Here is a 21,952-nt window from a genome sequence, read left to right on the forward strand (position 1 = left end):
GCCCGGCTCTGGCCGTCGTGGATCAGCGCGTGCTACGAAGGACCATGTCCGCGAACGAGCCGACCCGCGCGTACGACGCCGTGATCGTCGGCGGTGGCCACAACGGCCTGGTCGCCGCCGCCTACCTGGCCCGCGCCGGCCGCTCCGTGCTGGTGCTGGAACGGCTGGACCACACCGGCGGCGCCGCCGTCTCCACCCGCCCCTTCACCGGCGTCGACGCCCGCCTGTCCCGCTACTCCTACCTGGTCAGCCTGCTGCCGCAGAAGATCGTGCGCGACCTCGGACTGGACTTCCGGGTCCGCCCGCGCACCATCTCCTCGTACACCCCGGCGGAGCGGGCGGGCCGGCCCACGGGACTGCTGGTCGGCGGGGACGAGCGGCGCACCCGCGAGGCGTTCGCCCGGCTGACCGGCGGCGACCGCGAGTACACGGCCTGGCGGCGGTTCTACGGCATGACGGCCCACGTCGCCCGGCGCGTCTTCCCCACGCTCACCGAACCGCTGCCCACCCGCGACGACCTGCGCCGCCGCGTCGACGACGAGGCCGCCTGGCGCGCCCTGTTCGAGGAGCCGATCGGCGTCGCCATCGAGGAGGCGTTCGCCGACGACCTGGTGCGCGGCATCGTCCTCACCGACGCGCTCATCGGCACCTTCGCCGACGCCCACGACCCCACCCTGGTCCAGAACCGCTGTTTCCTCTACCACGTCATCGGCGGCGGCACCGGCGCCTGGGACGTGCCCGTCGGCGGCATGGGCGCGCTGACCGACGCGCTGGCCGCGGCGGCCCGCTCGGCGGGTGCGCGCATCGCCACCGGACACGAGGCGGTCCGCGTCGACACCGACGGACACACCGCCGAGGTCACCTACCGCACGGCCGACGGCGTCGGCACCGCCGCCGCCCGGCACGTCCTCGTGGGCGCCTCCCCGCACGAACTGGCCGCCCTCACCGGCGGCCCGGCGCCCGAGCCCGCCGAGGGCGCCCAGCTCAAGGTGAACATGCTCCTCACCCGTCTGCCCCGGCTGCGCGACCCCGGCACCGACCCCCGCGAGGCGTTCGCCGGCACCTTCCACATCGCCGAGGGCTACCGGCAACTGGCCACCGCCCACGCCGAGGCCGCCGCCGGCCGGCTCCCCGCCACCCCGCCGGCGGAGATCTACTGCCACTCCCTGACCGACCCCACCATCCTCGGCCCCGGCCTCGCCGAACGCGGCCACCACACGCTCACCCTGTTCGGCCTGCACGCCCCGGCCCGGCTCTTCGACCGGGACAACGACGCCGCACGCGAGGAACTGCTCACCGCCACCCTCGCCCAGCTCGACGCCCACCTCGCCGAACCGCTCGCCGACTGCCTGGCCACCGACGCCGACGGCCGCCCCTGCATCGAGGCGAAGACCCCGCTGGACCTGGAACGCGACCTGCGGCTGCCCGGCGGCCACATCTTCCACCGGGCCCTGTCCTGGCCCTACGCCGATCAGGGGGAGGGCCGCTGGGGAGTGGAGACCCGGCACCGCAACGTCCTGCTGTGCGGGGCGGGAGCGGTGCGCGGCGGCGGGGTGAGCGGGGTGCCGGGCCACAACGCGGCGATGGCGGTACTGGAAGCGGACCCGTCCCCGCGCCGCGGCCCGGTCAGTCGGCCGACTCCTCCCAGCCCACCGCCGTGATCCGTGCCGCGTCCGCCGGGCGCGCCCCGTCGAACAGCACCGTCCCGCCCGTCTCCACGCGCGGCGCGTCCACGTACGCGCCCCGGCCGACGTACCGCGGGCCGGTGGTGTACCGCCAGCGCAGGACCAGGCGCGGGCCGGCCGGCAGCGCGGCGGCCACCCGGTGCCAGACGCGGCCCGACCAGCCGGACACCGCGCCCTCCGGGTGGTCCTCGGGGCCGGCACCGGGCCGGATGGTGGTGAAGGGCACCGGCCGCCAGGTGGCGCCGCCGTCCGTGGTGGACTCCAGCACCACCTGATCGGCACCGGGTTCGGTGTCCCACCACAGGGCGCAGCGCAGCCGGGCCGTGCCGGAAGAGGTGTCCAGCGCGGGGAGCGTGAGCGTCGCGGCCGTGGCGTTCGCCATGCCCGCGAACCAGGCCGTACGGCCCCGCGCCGGGCGGAGGGGCACCGCGCGGGCGAGCCGGTCGCCGGCCGCGACCCGGGGAGCGGAGCCGGAGCGCCAGGTGCGCACCGGGTGCACGGAGTTGCCGAGCACGACGAGGAACGAGTCGGTCGAGGGGTCGAGCACCAGCGAGGTGCCGGTGAAGCCGGTGTGGCCGGCGGTGCGCGGGGTGGCCATCGCCCCCATGTACCAGTGCTGGTACAGCTCGAAGCCGAGGCCGTGCGCGTTGCCGGGAAAGGCGGTGTTGAAGTCGGTGAACATCAGCTCCACCGACTCCGGCCGCAGGATCCGCGTCCGGCCGTAGCGGCCGCCGTCGAGCAGCGTCCGGCCGAGGACCGCCAGGTCCCAGGCGCGGGAGAACACCCCGGCGTGGCCGGCGACACCGCCCAGGCTGTAGGCGTTCTCGTCGTGCACCTCGCCCCACACCAACCCGCGGTCCAGCCCGGACCAGGGCGGGCGGGCGTCCTCGGTGGCCGCGATCCGCGGCTTCCAGGAGGCGGGCGGGCGGTAGCGGGTGCCGTCCATGCCGAGCGGGCCGGTGATCTCCTCGCGCAGCAGCGCGTCCAGCGGGCGGCCGGTGACCGTCTCCAGGACGAGGCCCAGCGTGATCAGGTTCAGGTCCGAGTACAGGTAGGCGGTGCCCGGCGGGCTGACGGGGGCCTCTTCCCAGACGAGCCGGAGCTTCGCCTCGTGGGTCGGCGCCGTGTACAGCGGCAGCCACGCCCGCAGACCGGAGGTGTGCGTCAGCAGCTGACGGATCGTCACTTTCTCCTTGCCCGCCCGGCCGAAGTCCGGCAGGTACGAGGCGACCGTGCCCGCGAGGTCCAGGGCGCCCCGCTCGATCTGCTGCACGGCGAGGAGCGAGGTGAACAGCTTGGAGACCGAGGCCAGGTCGAATACGGTGTCCCGGGTCATCGGCAGCTGCCGGCCGGGCGGCAGCTCGACGCCCGTGTCGGTCTTCTCGTCGTAACCCGAGTAGCGCACCGCCATGCCGATCGGCTCGTGCAGGGCCACGATGTTGCCGCGCCCGGCGAGCAGGACGGCGCCCGCGTACCAGGGCCGGCGGGGGGAGGGGGCGAGGAACGCCTCGGCGTCCGCGACGAGGTGCCGCAGGTGCGCGGGCAGCAGCCCGGCGCGCTCGGGGGAGCCGTGCCGCAGGGTGGCGCGGCGGCCGGAGGAGGCGGGCGCGGTGGCGGCCGGCCCCGCCGGGAGCGCGCCGAGGGCCAGCGCGCCGCCTGCCGCCAGGGAGCCCGCGACCAGCCGCCGCCGGGTCGGCCCGCCCGGTGCTCCGCCTGCCAGGTCGTCCGTCATCGTCCGCGGCCTCCCGCCTGAAAATATCTTTCCGGACCCGCCCCGCACCGTGAAACTTTCCTGTCGGGCCGGAGGTGTGTCAACGGGGCGCGGCAGCCGCCGAGAAATCTGACGGTCCGTCAGTGACGGCTTCCCGTGACCGTCCTGTGGTCTCGCCACATGTGCGCCGGAACCATGTGCCGCAGACCGAGGTACTCCCGGGTGCTTGACCCGCCCCGGGTGACCTGCCGAGGATCCTGAGGCATGACGCACGGACAGGGCAGCACGGTGGACGCGATGCTGCGGCGCAGCGCCCGGCGCACCCCGGCACGCGTCGCCGTCGAGTACGGCGACCGGACGTGGACGTACGGGGAACTGGACGACGCCGTCTCCCGCGCGGCCTCGCTGCTGCTCGCCGAGGACACCGCACCCGGCGACCGGGTCGCCGCCTACGGCCACAACTCCGACGCCTATCTGATCGCCTTCCTCGCCTGCGCCCGCGCCGGCCTGGTCCATGTGCCGGTCAACCACCACCTCACCGGCGACGACCTCGCCTACCTCCTCGGCCAGTCCGGCAGCACCCTCGTCCTCGCCGACCCCGGCCTCGCCGGGCGGCTGCCGGCCGGGACGCGGACGCTGCCGCTGCGCGACACCGGCGACTCGCTGCTCTCCCGGCTCCCCGGCGCACCGCCGTACGACGGCCCCGAACCGCGCTCGGAGGACCTGGTGCAACTGCTGTACACCTCCGGGACGACCGCCCTGCCCAAGGGCGCGATGATGACCCACCGGGCCCTGGTGCACGCCTACCTGAGCGCCATCACCGCCCTCGACCTGCGTGCCGGCGACCGGCCCGCGCACGCGCTGCCGCTGTACCACTCGGCGCAGACACATGTGTTCCTGCTGCCGTACCTGGCGGTCGGCGCGACCAACCTCATCCTGGACGCGCCCGCCGGCGACCTGCTGTTCGACCTGGTCGAAGCGGGCCGCGTGGACAGCCTGTTCGCCCCGCCGACCGTCTGGATCGCCCTGGCGGGCCGCCCGGACTTCGCGACCCGGGACCTGTCCGGGCTGCGCAAGGCCTACTACGGCGCGTCGGTCATGCCGGTGCCGGTGCTGCGCCGCCTGCGCGAGCGCCTGCCCGGGCTCGCCTTCTACAACTGCTTCGGCCAGAGCGAGATCGGCCCGCTGGCCACGGTCCTCGGCCCGGACGAGCACGACGCGCGGCCGGAGTCCTGCGGGCGTGCCGTCCTGTTCGTCGAGGCCCGGGTGGTCGACGGGGACGGCACGGACGTTCCCGTCGGAGTGCCCGGCGAAGTCGTCTACCGCTCCCCGCAGTTGTGCGAGGGCTACTGGGAGCGGCCCGAGGAGACCGCCGAGGCGTTCCGCGGCGGCTGGTTCCACTCCGGGGACCTCGCGGTGCGGGACGCCGAGGGCTGCCTCACCATCGTGGACCGGGTGAAGGACGTCATCAACTCCGGTGGCGTACTGGTGGCCTCACGCCAGGTCGAGGACGCGCTCTACACCCACGAGGCGGTCGCCGAGGCCGCCGTGATCGGCCTGCCCGACGACCGGTGGATCGAGGCCGTCACCGCGGTCGTCGTGCCGCGCGCCGAGGTGACGGAGGATCAGCTCATCGCCCATGTGAAGGCCAGGATCGCCCCGTTCAAGGCCCCCAAACGCGTCCTGTTCGTCCCGGAGCTGCCGCGCAACGCCAGCGGAAAGATCCTCAAACGCGAACTGCGCGACCGCTTCGGGGGCTGACCGCCCCGGCGGCCGGTCGGAGCCTCACAAACTCTGCCCCAGCTTCGCGACGAGAGCGGCGATGTGGTGCTCGTCGCGCTGGTAGTGGGTCCACTTGCCCACGCGGGTCGCCCGGACCAGGCCTGCGCGCTGGAGTTCGGCCATATAGGCGGACACCGTGGACTGGGCCAGGCCCGCCTTGGCCTGTATGTGGCTCACGGACACCCCGGCCTGGGCCGGGCCGGCGGTGGCCGCGTTCCTCGGGAAGTGCCGCTCGGGGTCGCGCAGCCAGCGCAGCATCTGCAGCCGCATCGGGTTGGACAGCGCCCGCAGCGCGGTGACCAGATCAGGGTCCGGGGTGGCGGCGGTGTCCGTCATGAGGTCGGAGTATAGGGGGCCTCCGGCCTGCCGGGGCGCGCCGATACGTCCCTGGTCAGCCGCCGGACCGGCGGCGCAGCGCCGCCTTCTTCGCCCGGTTGCCGCAGGTGTCCATCGAGCACCAGCGCCGGGTGCCCGGCCGCGAGGTGTCCAGGAACAGCGCCCCGCACGCGGCCCCCGCGCAGTCCCGCACCCGGTCCACGGCCGGTGAGGCGACCAGGTCCAGCGCGTCCCGGGCGACGAGGGCGAGCGTGGCGCGCACCGGATCCCCGGCGTGCCAGGCCAGCCGGCCCGAGGCGGTGAGCGCGGGGACGGGCACGGGATGGGCGGCGGCCTCGTTGACGAGGGCCCGCGTCGCCGCGTCCGGTCTCCCGCCGGAGCGGGCGGCACCGATCAGCCGGTGGATCGCCTCGCGCAGCTCATGAGCCGTACGCACCAGGGCGGGCGTCGCGTCGCCGGCCCCGGCGGGACAGGGGCCGCACTGCCGCACCCAGGCGGCCAGGGCCTCGGCGTCGGGCAACTCCTCCACCGCCTCGGCCGTACCCCGGAAGCGCAGGGTCCGGGCGAAGTCCAGACACAGGCGTCCCGAGCCCTGGCGGAAGCGGATGGTCGTCGGCACCCTCTCACCCTACACAGGAGAACCGGTTTGACTGGTACCGTGCGGGAACCGTTCAAACCGGTTCCTGGAGAGGTGACCGCGTGTCCGCGTCCCCCGCACCGTCCGCCCCGCCCCGCCGGGTGATCCTCGCGCTGGCGCTCGCCTGCGGAGTGAGCGTCGCCACCATCTACTTCCCCCAGGCCATCAGCGCGCTGATCGCCGCCGACCTGCGCGTCTCGGCGGGCGAGGCGGCCCTCGTCGTGACCGCGGCCCAGTTCGGCTACGCGGCCGGCATCTTCCTGCTGGTCCCGCTCGGCGACCGGCTGCCGCACCGCCGGCTGATCGTCACGCTGCTCGCGCTGACCGCGGCGGGGCTGCTCGCCGCCGGCGCCGCGCCGACCCTGCCCGTCCTCGTCGCCGCGAGCGCCGCCACCGGCATCACCACCGTCGTCCCGCAGATCATCATCCCGATGACCGCCGGGCTCGTGCCCGCCGAACGGCGCGGCGCCGTCACCGGCACACTGCTCAGCGGACTCATCGGCGGCATCCTGCTGGCCCGGACCTTCGGCGGCACCCTCGGCGAGTGGCTGGGCTGGCGCGCCCCCTACCTCGTCGCCGCCGCCCTGATCCTCACCCTCGCGCTGCTGCTCGCCCGCGTGGTGCCGGACACCACACCCACCTCCCGCCAGCCGTATCCCGCGCTGATATCCGCCCCGCTGCGCCTGCTGCGCGAGGAACCCGACCTGCGGCGCTCCTGCCTCTACCAGGCGACCGTCTTCGCCGGCTTCAGCGCCGCCTGGACCGCGCTCACCCTCCTGGTGACCGGGCCGGCCTACGGCATGGGTGCCCAGACCGTGGGCGTGCTCGGGCTCGTGGGTGCCGCGAGCATGTTCTGCACCCCCGTCGCCGGGCGCGTGGCCGACCGCCGGGGACCGGACGCGGTGAGCCTGTGGTGTCTGCTCGGGGCGATCGGCTCGGCGGGAGTGCTGGTCCTCGGCGGCACGGGCGGCACCGCCGGGCTGGTGGTGCTGGCCGCCGGCATGCTGCTCCTCGACGTGGCCGTGCAGGGCGGCCAGGTCGCCAACCAGGCCCGCAACTTCGCCCTCCGCCCGGACGCCCGGGCCCGGATCAACACCGCCTACATGACGTGCGCGTTCCTCGGCGGCAGCGCCGGGTCCTGGCTCGGGGTGCGGGCGTACGACGGGCTGGGCTGGCCGGCGGTGACGGCACTGGTGGCCCTGCTGGCCGCGCTCGCGCTGACCCGGCACCTGACCAGGCCCCGGGTGCCGGCCGTACCGGCCGAGGACGCGGTGACACCGAGCAAGGTGCTGTGAGGCGGAGCCCGCAGCGCGCCGCCTCCGCCGCGCTCGTCCCTCTCGCCGGCCCGGCCCTATCCGTCGTCCCGGGGCCGCAGGTCCACGATCCGGCGGATCTTGCCCACCGACCGCTCCAGCGACTCCGGTTCCACGATCTCCACGTCCACCGACACCCCGATGCCGTCCTTGACCGCCGCGACGATGGCCCGGGCCGCCGCCTCCCGCACCTCCGCCGGGGCGTCCGGGCGGGCCTCGGCCCGGACCGTCAGGGCGTCGAGGCGGCCCTCCCGGGTCAGACGCAGCTGGAAGTGCGGTGCCACCCCGGGCGTGCGCAGCACGATCTCCTCGATCTGGGTCGGGAAGAGGTTCACCCCGCGCAGGATCACCATGTCGTCACTGCGCCCGGTGATCCGCTCCATCCGCCGGAACACCCGGGCCGTGCCCGGCAGCAGCCGGGTCAGGTCCCGCGTCCGGTACCGGACGATCGGCATGGCCTCCTTGGTCAGCGAGGTGAACACCAGCTCGCCCCGCTCGCCCTCCGGCAGCACCTCGCCGGTGACCGGGTCCACGATCTCCGGGTAGAAGTGGTCCTCCCACACATGCAAACCGTCCTTGGTCTCCGCGCACTCCTGCGCGACACCCGGACCGATCACCTCGGACAGCCCGTAGATGTCGACGGCGTCGATCGCGCACCGCTCCTCGATCTCCCGCCGCATCGGCTCGGTCCAGGGCTCGGCCCCGAAGACGCCCACCCGCAGCGAGGTGCTCCGCGGGTCCACGCCCTGCCGCTCGAACTCGTCCAGCAGGGTGAGCATGTAGGACGGGGTCACCATGATGACGGACGGTTCCAGGTCCAGGATCAGCCGCACCTGCCGGGCCGTCATGCCGCCGGACGCGGGGACGACCGTACAGCCCAGGCGCTCGGCGCCGTAGTGGGCGCCGAGCCCTCCGGTGAACAGCCCGTAGCCGTAGGCCACATGGACGACATCGCCGGGCCGGCCGCCGGCCGCCCGGATCGAGCGGGCCACCAGGTCGGCCCACAGGGAAAGGTCGCGGTCGGTGTAGCCGACCACCGTGGGTCGGCCCGTGGTGCCACTGGAGGCGTGCAGCCGGCGGATCCTCTCCCGGGGGACGGCGAACATGCCGTACGGGTAGTTCGCCCGGAGGTCGGCCTTGGTCGTGAAGGGAAACCGGGCCAGGTCGGCGAGCGTACGGCAGTCCTCCGGGCGGACACCGGCCCGGTCGAAGGACTCCCGGTAGAACGGCACGTGCTCGTACGCGTGCCGCAGCGAGGCACGCAGCCGCTCCAGCTGGAGTGCCCGCAGCTCCTCGGCCCCGAGCCGTTCGCCCGCGTCCAGCAGATCCGCCACATCCGTCATGGGACGTCTCCCTAGCCAGCCACACATTCCGGACGACCGATCATTCGGTCGTTGTTGCTGCGGCAAGTAATTCAGGCCACCCGGGCTCCGGGCAAGAGGCCGACGGAATTTTCCCGACACCGCACGCCGGAGAGCCGGCCCCGGCCCGGCCCGCACGCCACGGGCTCGGATGGCGCGTCCTGGCCGGCCCGTGCGCGCGGCGCGGGCTCCACACCGCCGCACCGCACGCCCCGTCCAGTTCCCAGGCGGTGATCCCGCGCCGCTCCCCGCGCCTCGGCGCCGTCGGCGGCTCCACCGCACGCGTCGCCGCGCACCCGAACGCCGCCCGCGTCCACCGCACGGTTCTCATCCTCGCCTTCGACAAACAGTCCGAGTCCCACCGCGATGTGCGGCCTGCGGCGCCACCGACACCATCGGCGCCGCGCGGGCCGCAAGCCCACCGGGGCCGGGACGACGGCACTCGACGGGACCTGGCCGCCGCCAGGCCCGGCGGCGTGCTCCGCGCCGACCCCATCGGTGCCTCCGGCCCGATCCGCTCCGCCGGGGCCGCCTTCCGGATGTCCGTCCACGCGGCTCCCGGGTTCCGAACCCCCGGCTCCTGACGGCCCGCCGCGAAGATCGCCCCCGTGTGCCCTGTCCGCCGTGGCGGCCGGTCGCTAGGCTGACCCGCGGACGACGAACCGGGAGGAGCACGGACGTGGCCGAGAGCACCACCCAGCACAAGCCGCTCGCGGGCTGGGACAAGCCGGAGCTGGACCTCAGCAAGGCCGAGTGGCAGTCCAGCAGCCGAGGGCTGGGCGATGTCCAGATCGCCTTCGTCGAGGGCTTCATCGCGATGCGCAACAGCGACCGGCCGGAGAGCCCGTCCCTGATCTTCACCCCCGCCGAATGGGGCGCCTTCGTCTCCGGCGCGCGCGAAGGCGAGTTCGATCTCACCTGAACCGGGGGTGTTCCGCGCGGATTTCCGGACACGCGGCCGGCAGCGCCCCACCGGGGACCGGACCTGAGCCAGGCTGGCCCCTGCACGGGGAAGGTCGCCTTCCGGAGGTGAGAAGGATGAACGCTGCGCCGGTCATCGCCGCGGTGGACGGTTCCGCGGACAGCCTGCGCGCCCTGGACTGGGCCCTGGACGCCGCCCGCCGCCGCGCGGCACCGCTGCGCGTGGTGCACGTACGGCAGTACGCCGCCTGGGGTCAGGCCGGCGTCCTGGTCGCCGGACCGCCCGGCGCCGAGGACGATCCGGTGCTGGACGAGGTGCGCGCCCGCCTCGGGGACCACGCCGGGCAACCGGCCGTGGAGTACGTGACCCTGGAGGGCGTGCCCGGCGCCGTCCTGCCCGAACTGGGCGACGACGCCCAGCTGTTGGTGCTCGGCTCCCGGGGCCGCGGCGGGTTCGCCAGCCTGCTGCTCGGCTCCAACGGCCTCGCCGCCGCCCGGGACGCCGGATGCCCCGTGGTCGTCGTCCCGCCGCCCGGCCGCGAGGTGCACGGAGAGGGTCCCGCCGAACCCGGACCCCGGGTCGTCGCCGGACTGCACGCCGACAGCCCCGACGACGGCGTCCTCGCCTTCGCCTTCGCCGAGGCCGCCCGGCGCCACGCACGGCTCCAGGTCGTCGCCGCCTACCCCTGGCCGGCGCAGACCTGGTCCGCGCCCGGCCAGCCGCTGCCGCCCCTGGTCGACGAGGAGGCCGTCGCGGACGAGACCCGCGCCCTCGCCGACGGCTTCCTCGCCCCGCACCGCGAGCGGCACCCCGAAGTGCGCGCGGACGCCGAGGCGTTGCCCGGCGACGCGGCCGGCCATCTGGTCGCCGCCTCCAGGGACGCCGAACTGGTCGTGGTCGGCCGGCACCGGCGGCGCCTGCTCGCCCCGGCCCGCATGATGGGCTCGGTCACCCAGGCCGTACTGCTGCACGCGGCGAGCCCCGTCGCGGTGGTACCGCCGGCCCCGCACCCGGAACCGGACCGGGAAACGGCGCCCTAGGTGTGCTGTCCCGGGACGTAGGGCCTGTCTGACAATGCCCGTCTGCCGCGCGACGCCCTTCGGGCGACGACGCGCATGGTCAGACAGGCCTTAGCAGGCCGCACCGCGCTCCGCAATCCCTCCGGCGCCGACTGACGCTCCGCCGGCTGTGGGGCGCGACGCCATGGTGCCCGGACACACCCGAACCTAAGGTTCCGCCACCCCGCCGCTCCCGGCGCCGCCCGCGCCCGGAACCGGCCGGGGCCCGTGTGTCCACCGAAGGAGCCGTCATGCCCCTGCCCCCGCGACCCGGAGCACCCGTGGCACCCGGAGCGCGACCCCGCGCCCGTCTGCTGCCCCGCCTGCTCGCCGTCCTCGCCGTCGTCCTCGGCACCGTCCTCGCCGGCCCCGCGCCCCGGGCCGACGCCGCCGTCACGCTCACCAGAGTGAACGACTTCGGATCCAACCCCGGAGCCCTCACCATGTACGTGTACCGGCCCGCGACCCTGCCGGTCCGCCCACCGGTCGTGGTGGCCCTGCACGGCTGCACCCAGAACGCCCAGGTCTACGCCGACAACTCCGGACTGCCCCGGCTCGCCGACCAGGACGGCTTCCTGCTGGTGTTCGCCGAGACCGGCACCGCCAACAACGCGAACAAGTGCTTCAACTGGTTCCAGTCCGGCGACAACCGGCGCGGCCAGGGCGAGGCGCTGTCCGTCCGCCAGATGGTGAGCCACGCCGTCACCGCCTACGGCGCCGACCCGGGCCGCGTCCACGTCACCGGCCTGTCCGCCGGCGGCGCCATGACCGCGGTCATGCTCGCCACCTACCCCGACGTCTTCGCCGCGGGCGCGATCGTCGCCGGCCTGCCCTACGACTGCACCAAGGACAACAGCCCCTACACCTGCATGAACCCCGGCGTCGACCGGAGCCCCGCCGACTGGGCCCGGCGAGTGCGCGACGCCCACCCCTCGTACACCGGGCCCTGGCCGCGCACGGCCATCTGGTACGGCGACCGGGACACCACCGTCGTACCGCGCAACGCCACCGAACTGCGCGACCAGTGGACGGCCCTGCACGGCCTGTCCCAGACGCCCACCCGCACCAGGGCCATCGGGCCGGACGCCACCCGGCAGGACCAGTACCTGGCCGCCGACGGCACCGTGGCCGTCGAGGTCGACCAGGTCCCCGGCATCGGCCACGGCACCCCGGTCGACCCCGGAACCGGCGGCGAACAGTGCGGCGGCACCGGCGCCCCCTACTTCCTCGACTCCATCTGCTCCAGCCGCTGGATCGCCCGCTTCTTCGGCCTGGACACCACCGACCCGGGCGACCCCGGCCCCGGCGACCCCGATCCCGGCGACCCCGGCACCGCCGCATGCTGGACGGCGAGCAACTACGCCCACGTCCAGGCGGGACGGGCCACCGTGGGCGGCGGCTACACCTACGCCGTCGGCTCCGGCCAGAACATGGGCCTGTACAACACGTTCGTCACCCACACCCTGAAGGAATCACCCACGGGCTACTACACCCTCGCCGACAGCGGCTGCCCCTGACCACCCGTCAGCGCCCGCACACCAGCGACCACCCCTCCACCGCCATGGTGACCGGCACCGGCGAACAGCCCGTCATCATGGCGGCCTCACACATGTCCGCAACCCCCACACCGCGCCTAACCTCCAGCGCGTCCCCAACCCGCCGGAGGAGCCGTATGTTTCCGCCCCGAACAGAACACCGCGCCCGGCGCACCCCGCTCGGCGCCCTGTCACTCGCCGCCGTCTGCGCACTCCTGGCCGGCCCGGTCACCCCGGCCGGCGCGCCGCCCGCCGGCCCCGGAAGCCCGGACGCCCACTGCGCCGGACGCGCCCTGGTGCGCGTCCCCGGCGCCGCCCGCCAGCGGACCGACTGCCTGGAGGAGCTGACCACCGCCGGAACCGCCGCCACCGGCCACACCGACCCCGCCGACTACGCGGGCCTCACCCCCAAGGACCTGCCCACGCCCACCGGCGTCCCCGGCCTCCAGATCGACGGCTACTTCCCGGACACCTCCACCACCAACACCAACCACGGCTGGCACCACGACTCCCAGTTCGTGATCCGGCTGCCCGACCACTGGAACGGCGGCCTGGTCGTCGCCGGCACTCCGGGCAACCGCGAGCAGTACGCGGGCGACCGGGCCATCGCCGACTGGGTCCTCGCCCGCGGCTACGCCTACGCCGCCACCGACAAGGGCAACACCGGCACCGCCTTCTACCGCGACGGCCGCCGGCCCGGCGACGCCATCGCCGAGTGGAACACCCGCCTCACCCAGCTCACCCGCGCCGCCCGCACCGTCGTCACCGAGCGCTACCACCGGCCCCCCGCCCGCACCCTGGCCACCGGCCTGTCCAACGGCGGCTACCTGGTGCGCTGGCAGCTGGAACACCACCCGGAGCTGTATGACGGCGGCGTCGACTGGGAAGGCACCCTCTGGCGCGCCGACGGCCCCCACCCGCTCACCTTCCTGCCGGCCGCCCTGCGCCACTACCCGGACTACGCCGCCGGCGGCCCCCGGGCCGCCGAGGCCGCGGCGGCCCTGCACCGGGCCGGCTACCCGGCCGGCTCCGAGTTCCTGTGGCCGTACCACCATCAGGTCTACTGGGACCTCACCCAGCGCCTCTACCGCGAGGAACTCGACCCCGGCTACGACGGTCCCACCGAGGCGGGCACCCCCTACTGCGCCTCCGGCACCCCCGCCTGCGACGCCGACTACGCCTACGCCGAACGGCCCGCCGCCGTCCACCGCGCGGTCGGCCGCATCGGCCTCACCGGCCGCATCGGCAAACCCCTGATCACCCTCCAGGGCACCCTCGACGTACTCCTGCCGATCAGCCAGGACTCCGACGTCTACGCCCGCATGGTCCACGAGGCCGGCCGCGGTGCCCTGCTGCGCTACTACCGCATCGAGGACGGCACCCACACCGACTCCCTCGCCGACGCCTTCCCCGGCCGGCTCCGCCCGATGGTGCCCTGCCACCGCGCCGCCTTCACCGCCCTGGAGCGCTGGCTCGCCGGAACGGGCCGCCCGCCCGCCGACCGCACGGTCGCCCGCCCGGCCGGAGCGGACCCCGCCACCCTGCTCACCAGCTGCCCCCTGCGCTAGCCGGCCTGCCCGGCGCCCGCAGGTCACCCACCGGAGCACGGGCACGTACCATGGCCGCATGTCGTTCCTCCGCCGCCGCAGCGCGACCCCTGCCGGACCCGACTTCGACGTGCTGGCCATGGACCCGGGCGACTGGCCGGGCAATCTCGGCGCGGGCCTGCTGCCCGCCCCCGACGGCACCTGCCAGGGCGTCTTCCTGCGCTACGACCTGTTCGGCGGACGCGGCCCCGCCATGATCATCGGCAATCTCCCGGAGGGCTCCCCGGCCCGCGACGTCGCCGAGGACGAGATCCCCTTCGAGGTGGGCCAGCTGCTGCTGGCGCTGGAGAACGACGAGGAGGTCACCGTCGTCGGCACCGAGGACACCCCGGTGCTCCAGGGCGACAACCTCCTCATCGTGCGGCGGCTGAAGCTCTCCGAGAGCCGGATCTCCTGCGTCCAGTTCGACCGCAGCGACGGCGTCCTCGTGACCATCGCCGCCTGGGACCGGCCCATCACCGACGACCTGTACGCCCTCCTGAAGCCGCTCCCGGCGGAACTGTTCCAGCAGGGCTGACACCCGTCGGCCGGCCTAGCGGGCCGCGGTCCCGTCCTCGACCGTCACGTCGGCGGCCCGGACGAAGGCGACCCGGTGGCCGTACTGGATCTCGTAGTACCGGTCCTCGCCCCTTACCACCCGGTGCGCGTCCGGGGTGAAGGTCACCGCGTAGTAGTACTCGCCCGGCATCTCGTCACCGACGACGTACCGCTGCCCGGCCGGGATCGTGTACGGCAGCGGCACCACCGACTGGGCGGGGACACCCGCCGGGTAGGCCGCCTTCTCCGGGTAGGCCCGGCCGTACACCGGCACGCTCGCCAGGCCCTCGCGCGGGGTCACCACCAGGCCCTTCGCGGGCACCGCCGTGCGCTGCCCGGCCGGGTCGCGGAACCAGGCCTTCTGCCCGAGGTACCAGACGGCCGTCCAGTCACCCCAGCGGCCGGCCACCGCGTACTGCTGGCCCGTGGAGACGCGCGAGGACAGGTCGTTCACCCCGTCGGTCGGGTCCGTCTTCACTCCGATGTCCCTGATGAGCGGCGCGTTCTCGTCGTGGTCCGTGTACAGCCGCACTTCACCGGAGCCGTGCGCCGGGCAGGGCTCGCCCTTGGCGGCGCAGCCGGTGTACACGGGCCGGTTCGCGTCGTAGTCCGGCAGCACCGTCAGCACACCCGAGTGCGGTCCGGCCGTGCGCCGCAGCGGCCGGCCCAGCAGCCGGAAGTAGTGCCGCCAGTCCCAGTACGGTCCCGGGTCCGTGTGCATCCCCGGAATGGTGGAGGCGGTCGGCCCGGGCACGTTGTCGTGGCCGAGGACGTGCTGCCGGTCCAGCGGGATGCCGTACGTCCTGGCCAGGTACCGCACCAGCCGCGCCGAGGAGCGGTACATCTCCTCCGTGTACCAGGCGTCCGGAGCGGCGAGGAACCCCTCGTGCTCGATGCCGATGGACCGGGCGTTGACATCCCAGTTGCCGGCGTGCCAGGCCACGTCCTTCGCCTTCACATGCTGGGCTATCAACCCATCGGTCGAGCGAATCGTGTAGTGCCACGACACATAGGTGGGGTCCTGGATCAGGTTCATCACCCCTTCCCAGGAACCCTCCGTGTCATGGATGACGATGTACTTGATCCGCTGGGACGCCGGGCGGTCGCCGAGGTCGTGGTTGCCGTAGTCGTTGTCCCCGAACTCCTCGTAGGGCGCCGGGACCGAGGTGCACGAGACCGACCGGGGGCACTCGGTGCCGTCCGCCGGCAGTGTGCGCAGGCCCGCCGCCCGCAGCCGCCCGGTGCCGGGGTTCACCCGGGGCCGGGCGGCCAGGCTCACCAGCTGGCCGTCGTCCGTGATCCGCTCCTCGCCGGTGCGCAGCACGTCGTACACATCGTCGGCGTACGCGGCGGCGGTCGCCGTGTCGTCGGCACCCGAGAACCGGGCCACCGCGCCGTACCAGTCGGCCGGGTCGGCGCTCGCCGGCCCGCCCAGCTCCCGCTGCGCGGCGGCGAGCAGCGCGGCACCGCCGGCCACGTTCGCCGCCGGGTCCGACCGCAGTCGCGCGGCCGGGATGCCGGTCAGCTCCGCTGCCTTCGGCAGCGTCCGCAGCCGGGCCGGGACCGCCGAGGACGCCGGCGCCCCGGCCGTGGGATGCGGCGCGGGACGTGCGGTGTCGCCGCGGGCGTCCTCCGTGCCGTGGGCGAAGTGCTCCGCGGTGGCGAGCGCGGTGCGGGCGTCGGTGAGGTGCATCGGGCCGTAGCCGCCGGTCACGCTGGGCGCGCCGCCGTGCCGGTCCCAGCGGGACTGGAGATAGGAGACGGCCAGCAGCACGCTCTGCGGCACGTGGTAGTCGGCCGCCGCGGCGGCGAACGCCTGTTGCAGACGGTGCGCGGAGGGGTCCGGGGCGGGGTGGGCGGGGGCCGCGCCGAGCAGCGACAGCAGCAGGGCCGCGGAGGCGAGCGGGACGACGGTCCGCAGCGGGCGTCCGGGGCCGTCCGGGGCCGGGGGAGCGGTGGCGGGTCCTCGCAAGGCGGCCTCCAGTGAAGGGCGGGGCGTGCGGCGCCGGGCTGGGTCAGTGGTACCGGCTGGCCGACGTCCCGTCAATGAGGCCGACAGGAAGGCGACTTCCCACGTCACGGAGGGTTCACGGCGAGTTTCGCGAGAGCGCGGCCCGGGCCTGCGGAGCGTCACTGGCGTACACCACTGGCCGCCGCCCCGGCCCGCGCGAAAGGTCCGCGGTGCGCCGCCGCTCGGGGCGCACCGCGGACCGTCCCCCCGTCAGCGGGTGCCGACCGCCGCGCGCACCGCCCTGCGGGCCAGCTGGCAGTCGTCGTGCAACCGCCGCAGCAGCAGCCGCTGTTCCTCGCCGGACGGCACGGCACCCGGCTGCGCCGCGCCCGGGACCGGCGGAGCCGCCTCCCGCATGGAACGCTGCACGGCCGTCTCCACGGTGCGGATCTCCCGGGTCACCAGCAGCATCAGGTTCACCAGGAAGGCGTCCCTGGAAGCCGGGCCCGCCGACTGGGCGAGCTGGCTGATGTTCCGCCGGGCCACCGGAGCGGCCTCCCCGAGGGCCAGCCACAGCGTCGCCAGGTCGTAACCCGGCAGGTACCAGCCCGCGTGCTCCCAGTCCACCAGCACCGGACCGGCCGGTGACAGCAGGATGTTGGACAGCAGGGCGTCGCCGTGGCAGAACTGGAGCATGCCGTGCCGGCCCACCTCGTGCGCGATGCCGTGCAGCAGTTTCTGCAGGTCGCCGAGGTCCCGGTCGGTGAGCAGGCCCAGCTCGTGGTACCGGGAGATCCGGGCCGCGTAGTCCAGCGGCATGTCGAAGGTGCCCGCCGGGGGCCGCCAGGCGTTCACCCGGCAGATCGCGCCGAGCGCGGCCCGGATGTCCGCGCGCGGCGGCGCCTCCATCGGATGCCGCCGCAACGCCACCGGGCGGCCCGGCAGCCGCTCGATCACCAGCGTGCAGTTGTCCGGATCCGCCGCGATCAGCCTCGGCACCCGCACCGGCGGCCGGTGCCGGACGAACGAGCGGTATGCGGCTATTTCCTGACGACTCCGCTCCACCCAGACGGGCGAGTGGTCCAGGAGACACTTCGCGACCGCCGTCCCCCGTCCCGTCGTCCCGACCAGGAGCACCGACCGTCCACCCTGCCGCAGCACCTGCACCGGGGCGAACTCCGGGCAGATCCGGTGCACCGAGGCGAGCGCGGTCCGCAGCTGCGCGCCCTGCGGGCCGGACAGGTCCAGCCGTCCGCTGAGCGGCTGGGCTCCGGGCCGGCCCGGGACCCGCCGGGGCCGGACCACCCCCGGCACGGGGACGCCCGGACGCGCCACCGGGTCCAGGTACGGTCCGCCGCCCGCAGGACGGGAGCGCAGCGGCCGGGCCGGGGCGGACACGGAGGACGATGCTGCGTACATGGGAAAGACAGATCCCTTCGTGTGCCTGCTGTGCCTGCCTGTACGTCCGCACTCCGAACCCGTGCTCGCGGGGGCGTGCCCCGTGAGCGTGGTTTCGGGAGCGTGCGCCCACCCGACCCGGCCCTCCGGACACACCCTGGGGAATGTGCCCGGCATGTGCGACCGGACGGCCGTCACCGGGAGGTGGCGGACCGGGTCGGGGTGGCGCTTTCCTACCTGACACCCGATGGCCGGTGGCACACCATCTGGCGGACCCTGGCGAACCGTGGCGAATAGTCGCCCGGCAACCCGCACCCGGCTACTGTCAACTCAGCCGAGAACCTGGGGGCTTGACGTGAGCGGACGACCCAACACCCGCCTCGCCGACCTGTTCGGCCTGGCCGGCTGGTCGAAGGGCGAACTCGCGAGGCTGGTCAACCGGCAGGCGGCGGCCATGGGCCACCCCCAGCTGGCGACCGACACCTCCCGGGTACGGCGGTGGATCGACATGGGAGAGATCCCGCGCGATCCCGTACCGCGGGTGCTGGCGGCCCTGTTCACCGAGCGTCTCGGCCGTGTCGTGACCATCGAGGACCTCGGTCTGGTACGGCAGGGGCGTGCGGGGAAACGGCAGGGCGACGGGATCGAGGAACATCCCGACGGCCTGCCCTGGCCGCCCGGGCGGACCGCCGCGGTCCTCACCGAATTCACGGGAATGGACCTCATGCTCAACCGACGCGGCTTGGTGGGCGCGGGTGCCGCGCTCGCCACGGGATCCACACTCAGCGGTGCCATGCACGACTGGCTGCACACCGATCCGGCCCTCAGGGCCGATGCCCCTGTCCTCGACGACCCTCTGCACGCCGACCCGGCCGGTTTCGACCGGTACGAGGCCGCTCCCGTCGGATCCCAGGAGATCGAGGCGCTGGAGCGCTCGGTCGAGGTGTTCCGCGCCTGGGACGCGGCCCGCGGCGGCGGCCTCCAGCGCAAGGCGGTGGTGGGCCAGCTCAACGAGGTGGGCGGCATGCTCGCCTACCACCATCCGCCCCACCTCCAGCGGCGTTTGTGGGGCGTCGCCGCCAACCTCGCCGTCCTGGCGGGCTGGATGTCGCACGACGTCGGCCTGGAGCCCACGGCGCAGAAGTACTTCGTGATCGCCGCGCACGCCGCCCGGGAGGGCGGTGACCGGCCGCGCGCCGGGGAGGCGCTGTCCCGCGCGGCGCGGCAGATGGTGCACCTCGGCCGCCCGGACGAGGCCCTGGACCTGATGAAGCTCGCCCAGTCCGGCGCCGGGGACGGCCTCCAGCCGCGTACGAAGGCGATGTTCCACACCATCGAGGCCTGGGCGCAGGCGTCGATGGGCAAGGGGCAGGCGATGCGCCGCACGCTCGGGCACGCGGAGGACCTGTTCGTCGTCGACCGGCAGGACGCGGCGACGCCGGACTGGATGCAGACCTTCAAGGACGCCGACCTGTACGGCATGCAGGCGCTCGCCTACCGCACCCTGGCGGAGTTCGACCCGGGAGCGGCCGAACACGCCCAGCACTACGCGCAGAAGGCCCTCGCCCTGCGGGTGGACGGACGGGAACGCTCGAAGATCTTCGACCATCTGTCCATGGCGTCCGCCTGTTTCATCGCCGACGACCCCGAACAGGCCGACCGTTACGCGCGGCTGGCGCTGATGGCGATGGGCTCGAACTCCTCGCGTCGCACCTGGGACCGGCTGCGGCAGATGTACCAGCTGACCGCGCAGTACGCCGGCTGCCCGAGAATCCAGGAGCTGCGGGAGGAGATCAGGATCTCCCTGCCCAAGCAGCGGGCCAGGACGGATGGCGCCGGAGCGCAGGCGTAGGGCCGGCGCACCGTCCGGCCCGGCGGGCCGGTTGCCGTCACACGGTGATCATCGTCGGGTGGTGGCCGTCGTCAGGCGGTGACCTTCGCGGCGAGCACGCACGCGTCGTCCTCGCGTCCGGGTCCGCCGAACTCCTCGACGACCGTGCGGACACAGTCCCGCGCGGTGTGCGCGGGGCCGAACCGGGAGGCGAGGCCGAGCAGCCGGTCCACGGCCGCCGTCCCGCCGTGCTCCGGCAGCAGCGCGCCGGTGTGCAGCAGGAGCAGGTCGCCCGGTCGCAGGGTGACGGCGGACTCTTCGTAGACGGTGCCGGAGGAGGCGCCGAGGGGGGTGCCGTCCGGCGCGTCCAGCAGGCGCCCCGTCCCGCCGCGGTACAGCAGCGGGGCGGGGTGTCCGGCCCGTGCCCAGACCAGGGTGCGGGTCGTGGGCCGGTAGCGGCAGCAGACGGCGCTGCCGAGGGCGGGCTGCGCGGCGGTGCCGAGCAACCGGTTCAGCAGGGTGAGCAGCCGTCCGGGCAGGGTCCCGGCCATCGCCATGCCGCGTACGGCGCCGAGCAGCATCGCCATGCCGGAGGCGGCGGCCTGCCCGGTGAGACCGCCCACGGTGAGCAGGGTCTGGCCGTCGGCCAGGTCCAGCGCGTCGTACCAGTCGGCGCCGATCAGGGTGGCGGTCGCGGCCGGAATGCGGTGGGCGGCCAGGTCCAGGGCCACCGGGCCCTGGTGCGAAAGCCGCAGGGAGCCGTGCCAGGGCGGCAGCACGGCCTCCTGTAACTCCGCCGCGATCCGGTGCTCGGTCCGCTCCCGCCGGCGGCGCCGGTGCAGCGTGTCCCGGGTCTCGCTCACCGTCCGCTGGCTGCGGCGCAGTTCGCTGACGTCGCGGAGCACGGCCCACATGGAGGTCGTGCCGCCGTCGGCGCCGAGCACGGGTTCGCCCATCATGTGTACGGTCCGTACGACACCGTCGGGACGTACGACGCGGAACTCGCCGTCGATGGGCCTGGCGTCGACCAGGCAGGCCGTCACCATCTCGGTGAGTCTCGGCCGGTCCTCCGCCGGCACCAGGCCGGGCAGTTCGTCCAGGGTGAGAGCGGGACCGGCCGGGTCGAGGCCGAGGATCCGGTACAGCTCCGCGGACCAGGTGACCTCGTCCGTCAGCAGGTTCCACTCGGCGCTGCCGACGCGGCTGAGCAGCGAACCGCCCGGAGCGGCCGGCGCCGGTCGGGGCGGCGGGCCGTCCCGCAGCTGGGCCAGGTGCGCGTCGACGTCGTTCAGCTGGTGCAGGGCGAGGTCGTACAGGGCGCGCTGCCAGCGTTCCTCGGGGTCCGCGCCGTCGCCCCGGGTGTCACGCCGTACGGCGTCCACGTCGCCCTTGAGCCGCCGCGTCTGCGTGATCAGCGCCTCGACCGAGCCGCGGCCGGGCGGCTGGGCGGCTGGGCGGTCCGCGGAGACTGGGGACGGCATGAGCACTCCGGAAATGGGGGGACGGTACGGCGGGCGGCGGCGGGGGACCGTTACGACTCTCGCACAGCCCGCGACGGCCTGTAAGGGATTTGGCAACACACGATGCGGTGGTGCCTCAGGCATATGCCAGAGTCCTCTCGGGGGGAGGGAAGGGGACGAACGGCGCACTTGTCACGTCGGTCAAGTCGTAGTGCCCGTACGTGAGTTGGATGAGACGGACGGTCCGGGCACGTTGTTCGCGCGGGTGTTCGGAGGCATTGCGTTCCAGGAAGCGGCCGAAGGCCGGTACCTGCCGAATTCTGACCGGAATTGACGCCATGCGAGCCGCCCGCGCGGACTCCTTAAAAGCATGGAGACCACCGTCGCACAGCTCGCCCACGCCCGCCTCGTCGCCGCCGGGGACCAGGAGGTCCCGGTGCCCGCCACGCTCCGCTACACCGCGGACGACCCGCTCGCGGTGTACCTCGACTTCCCCGCCGAGGCCGCCCTGCACGGCGAGGAGGTCACCTGGACCTTCGCCCGCTCCCTGCTCGACGAGGGGCTCGGGGCCCCGGCCGGCCACGGGGACGTACGGATATGGCCCTGCGGCCGCACCGGAACCGTCCTGGAACTGCACTCGCCGCACGGCATGGCCCTGCTGCTCTTCCGGGCCTCGGTGCTGCGCGGCTTCCTCGGGCGCACGTACCAGGTGGTGGCGAGCGGCGAGGAGGATGTGTCCGAGGTGGTGGAACGGGGGCTGAGCGCGCTGTTCGGAGGCGTGTGAGCCGGTCCGGCGGCACTTTGGTGCCCTGGTCGCGCGGCCGCGGG

General features: G+C 74.4%; 17 protein-coding genes. 10 read left to right on the forward strand and 7 right to left on the reverse strand.

Annotated elements, in window-relative coordinates:
* Positions 1-44 precede the first annotated feature (44 nt).
* Positions 45-1,661, forward strand: coding sequence for an NAD(P)/FAD-dependent oxidoreductase (locus SCK26_RS33550; RefSeq protein WP_318205120.1), 1,617 nt, complete (start codon positions 45-47; stop codon positions 1,659-1,661).
* On the opposite strand, the gene SCK26_RS33555 is transcribed toward SCK26_RS33550, so the two are convergent.
* Positions 1,627-3,417, reverse strand: a complete 1,791-nt coding sequence (locus tag SCK26_RS33555; protein ID WP_318205121.1) for a serine hydrolase — start codon at positions 3,415-3,417, stop codon at positions 1,627-1,629. The genes SCK26_RS33550 and SCK26_RS33555 overlap by 35 nt on opposite strands.
* 243 nt (positions 3,418-3,660) lie before the next feature.
* Here SCK26_RS33555 and SCK26_RS33560 point away from each other — a divergent pair, with 243 nt between their 5' ends.
* Positions 3,661-5,157: a fatty acyl-CoA synthetase gene (locus SCK26_RS33560; protein WP_318205122.1), complete on the forward strand. Its 1,497-nt coding sequence runs from the start codon at positions 3,661-3,663 to the stop codon at positions 5,155-5,157.
* A gap of 24 nt (positions 5,158-5,181) precedes the next feature.
* On the opposite strand, the gene SCK26_RS33565 is transcribed toward SCK26_RS33560, so the two are convergent.
* Both SCK26_RS33565 and SCK26_RS33570 read right to left on the reverse strand, forming a co-directional pair.
* Positions 5,182-5,514, reverse strand: a complete 333-nt coding sequence (locus SCK26_RS33565) for an ArsR/SmtB family transcription factor (protein ID WP_318205123.1) — start codon at positions 5,512-5,514, stop codon at positions 5,182-5,184.
* A gap of 55 nt (positions 5,515-5,569) precedes the next feature.
* Positions 5,570-6,133 (reverse strand): CGNR zinc finger domain-containing protein, encoded by a 564-nt coding sequence (locus tag SCK26_RS33570; RefSeq protein ID WP_318205124.1) that lies wholly within the window; start codon positions 6,131-6,133, stop codon positions 5,570-5,572.
* 80 nt (positions 6,134-6,213) lie between these two features.
* On the opposite strand from SCK26_RS33570, the gene SCK26_RS33575 reads away from it, so the two are divergent.
* Complete coding sequence (locus SCK26_RS33575) at positions 6,214-7,446, forward strand: MFS transporter (RefSeq protein WP_318205125.1); 1,233 nt, start codon at positions 6,214-6,216, stop codon at positions 7,444-7,446.
* A 56-nt stretch (positions 7,447-7,502) separates the two neighbouring features.
* Here the strand turns inward: SCK26_RS33575 and paaK are convergent, their stop codons facing one another.
* A complete protein-coding gene (gene paaK, locus SCK26_RS33580) occupies positions 7,503-8,807 on the reverse strand; it encodes a phenylacetate--CoA ligase PaaK (protein ID WP_318205126.1) in 1,305 nt (434 codons plus the stop codon).
* A gap of 697 nt (positions 8,808-9,504) precedes the next feature.
* Here paaK and SCK26_RS33585 point away from each other — a divergent pair.
* The 5 genes from SCK26_RS33585 (at position 9,505) to SCK26_RS33605 (ending at position 14,464) form a co-directional block, all read left to right on the forward strand.
* Entirely contained in the window at positions 9,505-9,747 is a 243-nt protein-coding gene (locus SCK26_RS33585) for a DUF397 domain-containing protein (RefSeq protein ID WP_030783943.1), read from the forward strand.
* 116 nt (positions 9,748-9,863) lie between these two features.
* On the forward strand, positions 9,864-10,787 hold the full coding sequence (locus SCK26_RS33590; RefSeq protein ID WP_318205127.1) for a universal stress protein: 924 nt from the start codon (positions 9,864-9,866) through the stop codon (positions 10,785-10,787).
* Positions 10,788-11,056: 269 nt separating this feature from the next.
* Entirely contained in the window at positions 11,057-12,322 is a 1,266-nt protein-coding gene (locus tag SCK26_RS33595) for a PHB depolymerase family esterase (protein WP_318205128.1), read from the forward strand.
* Positions 12,323-12,477: 155 nt separating this feature from the next.
* On the forward strand, positions 12,478-13,908 hold the full coding sequence (locus tag SCK26_RS33600) for a 3-hydroxybutyrate oligomer hydrolase family protein (protein WP_318205129.1): 1,431 nt from the start codon (positions 12,478-12,480) through the stop codon (positions 13,906-13,908).
* Between the two features lie 58 nt (positions 13,909-13,966).
* Positions 13,967-14,464, forward strand: coding sequence for a hypothetical protein (locus SCK26_RS33605; RefSeq protein ID WP_318205130.1), 498 nt, complete (start codon positions 13,967-13,969; stop codon positions 14,462-14,464).
* A 15-nt stretch (positions 14,465-14,479) separates the two neighbouring features.
* Here the strand turns inward: SCK26_RS33605 and SCK26_RS33610 are convergent, their stop codons facing one another.
* Positions 14,480-16,456 carry an N-acetylmuramoyl-L-alanine amidase gene (locus SCK26_RS33610; RefSeq protein WP_412080806.1) on the reverse strand — a complete coding sequence of 659 codons (1,977 nt, stop codon included), beginning with the start codon at positions 16,454-16,456 and terminating at the stop codon, positions 14,480-14,482.
* A 249-nt stretch (positions 16,457-16,705) separates the two neighbouring features.
* Positions 16,706-17,854 (reverse strand): aminoglycoside phosphotransferase family protein, encoded by a 1,149-nt coding sequence (locus tag SCK26_RS33615; protein ID WP_318205131.1) that lies wholly within the window; start codon positions 17,852-17,854, stop codon positions 16,706-16,708.
* A 334-nt stretch (positions 17,855-18,188) separates the two neighbouring features.
* On the opposite strand from SCK26_RS33615, the gene SCK26_RS33620 reads away from it, so the two are divergent.
* Positions 18,189-19,685 carry a hypothetical protein gene (locus SCK26_RS33620; RefSeq protein ID WP_318205132.1) on the forward strand — a complete coding sequence of 499 codons (1,497 nt, stop codon included), beginning with the start codon at positions 18,189-18,191 and terminating at the stop codon, positions 19,683-19,685.
* Between the two features lie 71 nt (positions 19,686-19,756).
* On the opposite strand, the gene SCK26_RS33625 is transcribed toward SCK26_RS33620, so the two are convergent.
* Entirely contained in the window at positions 19,757-21,145 is a 1,389-nt protein-coding gene (locus SCK26_RS33625; protein ID WP_318205133.1) for a PP2C family protein-serine/threonine phosphatase, read from the reverse strand.
* 349 nt (positions 21,146-21,494) lie between these two features.
* On the opposite strand from SCK26_RS33625, the gene SCK26_RS33630 reads away from it, so the two are divergent.
* Positions 21,495-21,908 (forward strand): SsgA family sporulation/cell division regulator, encoded by a 414-nt coding sequence (locus SCK26_RS33630; RefSeq protein ID WP_318205134.1) that lies wholly within the window; start codon positions 21,495-21,497, stop codon positions 21,906-21,908.
* The last annotated feature ends 44 nt before the right edge of the window (positions 21,909-21,952 follow it).

The organism is Streptomyces sp. SCL15-4, assembly GCF_033366695.1.
Classification (GTDB): Bacteria; Actinomycetota; Actinomycetes; order Streptomycetales; family Streptomycetaceae; genus Streptomyces.

What these genes read in the sequence shown, in the direction of transcription:
- SCK26_RS33560 (WP_318205122.1), top strand. Translation starts at nt 3,661, where the DNA reads ATGACGCACGGACAGGGCAGCACGGTGGACGCGATGCTGCGGCGCAGC.
- SCK26_RS33625 (WP_318205133.1), bottom strand. Translation starts at nt 21,145, where the DNA reads ATGCCGTCCCCAGTCTCCGCGGACCGCCCAGCCGCCCAGCCGCCCGGC.
- SCK26_RS33555 (WP_318205121.1), bottom strand. Translation starts at nt 3,417, where the DNA reads ATGACGGACGACCTGGCAGGCGGAGCACCGGGCGGGCCGACCCGGCGG.
- SCK26_RS33590 (WP_318205127.1), top strand. Translation starts at nt 9,864, where the DNA reads ATGAACGCTGCGCCGGTCATCGCCGCGGTGGACGGTTCCGCGGACAGC.
- SCK26_RS33600 (WP_318205129.1), top strand. Translation starts at nt 12,478, where the DNA reads ATGTTTCCGCCCCGAACAGAACACCGCGCCCGGCGCACCCCGCTCGGC.
- SCK26_RS33565 (WP_318205123.1), bottom strand. Translation starts at nt 5,514, where the DNA reads ATGACGGACACCGCCGCCACCCCGGACCCTGATCTGGTCACCGCGCTG.
- paaK (WP_318205126.1), bottom strand. Translation starts at nt 8,807, where the DNA reads ATGACGGATGTGGCGGATCTGCTGGACGCGGGCGAACGGCTCGGGGCC.
- SCK26_RS33605 (WP_318205130.1), top strand. Translation starts at nt 13,967, where the DNA reads ATGTCGTTCCTCCGCCGCCGCAGCGCGACCCCTGCCGGACCCGACTTC.
- SCK26_RS33550 (WP_318205120.1), top strand. Translation starts at nt 45, where the DNA reads ATGTCCGCGAACGAGCCGACCCGCGCGTACGACGCCGTGATCGTCGGC.
- SCK26_RS33630 (WP_318205134.1), top strand. Translation starts at nt 21,495, where the DNA reads ATGGAGACCACCGTCGCACAGCTCGCCCACGCCCGCCTCGTCGCCGCC.
- SCK26_RS33615 (WP_318205131.1), bottom strand. Translation starts at nt 17,854, where the DNA reads ATGTACGCAGCATCGTCCTCCGTGTCCGCCCCGGCCCGGCCGCTGCGC.
- SCK26_RS33595 (WP_318205128.1), top strand. Translation starts at nt 11,057, where the DNA reads ATGCCCCTGCCCCCGCGACCCGGAGCACCCGTGGCACCCGGAGCGCGA.